Annotated in this window: 2 protein-coding genes; one reads left to right on the forward strand and one right to left on the reverse strand. The window is 53.9% G+C overall.

All coding sequences use genetic code 11. The features are described from left to right. Positions 1 to 419 precede the first annotated feature (419 nt). The gene (locus AB7E65_RS07000) at positions 420 to 995 is read left to right on the forward strand and encodes a class I SAM-dependent methyltransferase (RefSeq protein ID WP_428745537.1); all 576 of its coding nucleotides are present in this window, start codon (positions 420 to 422) and stop codon (positions 993 to 995) included. 30 nt (positions 996 to 1,025) lie between these two features. Here the strand turns inward: AB7E65_RS07000 and AB7E65_RS07005 are convergent, their stop codons facing one another. After that, the gene (locus tag AB7E65_RS07005; protein ID WP_428745538.1) at positions 1,026 to 1,244 is read right to left on the reverse strand and encodes a hypothetical protein; all 219 of its coding nucleotides are present in this window, start codon (positions 1,242 to 1,244) and stop codon (positions 1,026 to 1,028) included. Between the last annotated feature and the right edge of the window lie 155 nt (positions 1,245 to 1,399).

Genomic DNA, 1,399 nt, shown 5'->3' on the forward strand with positions numbered 1-1,399 from the left:
TCGCCAGCATCCTCAGGGTTGTCAAAACGTCCGGAGACAAGCTGCCAGGCATAACGGAAACGATGCAACTGCACCAGGCCGAGCAACGCCGTCATGAGCACGCCGGTACCGACCAACAGCACCACCGTGACAGGTCCCCAGACCACATCCGCCACCCGTTGTAACCAGGCATCCACGCCGTTTATCTACCTTTCTCCCGCCGGGGCATGACAAGCATGCTTAAAAATCCGGGTCAAAAAGACCCGGGGCACGGAATTATCAGATTGCAGATTATCATGTGAAACAAATTTTTGCGAAAGATCCGCCAATCTTTCTATCGAGAGGATTTTCGTATCCAATCGGCAACACTTTGCGGTTGCCTGCCGTCAGGCTTTGATAAACTGTTTTGAGGCAAATAAGGATAAACAAGGAAACGAACCATGTCCTTTCATTTCGACCTGCTCTCGCGGGGGTATGATCAATTTCTGGGAAGAACTCTGGGGGCTCCGGATATGGAATACTGGAGAACCGCCCTCGGGCTTCCCGTCAGGGGGCGCCTGCTTGACGCTGGCGGCGGAACTGGCCGGGTCTCCGCTGCTCTGCGCCCCGATGTCGAACAGGTCGTCATCGTGGATTGCTCCCAGGGAATGCTGCGTCAGGCTCGAAAGAAGGGGAATATGGCCCTGGTGAGGGCTGATGTTGCAGGTTTGCCTTTTACCGATGCCTCCTTTGAACGAGCCCTGATTATAGATGCCCTGCATCATTTTCCCCTACAGAAGGAGAGCATAGCAGAGGTGGCACGGGTTCTCGCCCCGGGGGGATTGCTGGTAATAGAGGAGTTCGATATCCGGAGGTGGGGAACTCGCGCCATAGCTCTGGCGGAAAAAATCGTCCTGATGGGGAGCCGTTTTCCCACGCCGGAGGAAATCCGACACATGCTTAAAGAGGCAGGATTCTCCGTTCTGGAGATTCAGAAGGGAAAGTGGAACAGCCTTCTGTTCATTGCAAAAAAATAGGGGCCGCCATGACGGGAAGCGAAACAAGGCTTACCATCCGTAAGTGTCCCTTGAGAAGACCTCACAGAAAGCCAGTTCGGCAATGGAGAGCTTGCGGAGAAGGTACGGACGATGTTCAGCGGGAACCTTGCGCAGGTAACGGGCGGCGAGTTTGGAGCGTTCAACGTTGTTCAGGCAGCCAACGTAGAATTGCAGCTTTTCGAGGCGGGCCTTGACGCGAGCATGGCGGCGTTGACCTGGGGACGTCATGACAGACCCCCCAGCCGACCATTAACGCTTGAGTCGGATAAGATATATTATGTAAACCAATAAATATAGTTTTTATTTCTTATTGCGGTATTAACCGAGACTGGCCAGTTCAAGACGCTCCCCCCACCGATCTTTCAGAGCCTGGCGCAATTCGT

The organism is Syntrophotalea sp., assembly GCF_050253115.1.
Taxonomy (GTDB): Bacteria; Desulfobacterota; Desulfuromonadia; order Desulfuromonadales; family Syntrophotaleaceae; genus Syntrophotalea; species Syntrophotalea acetylenica.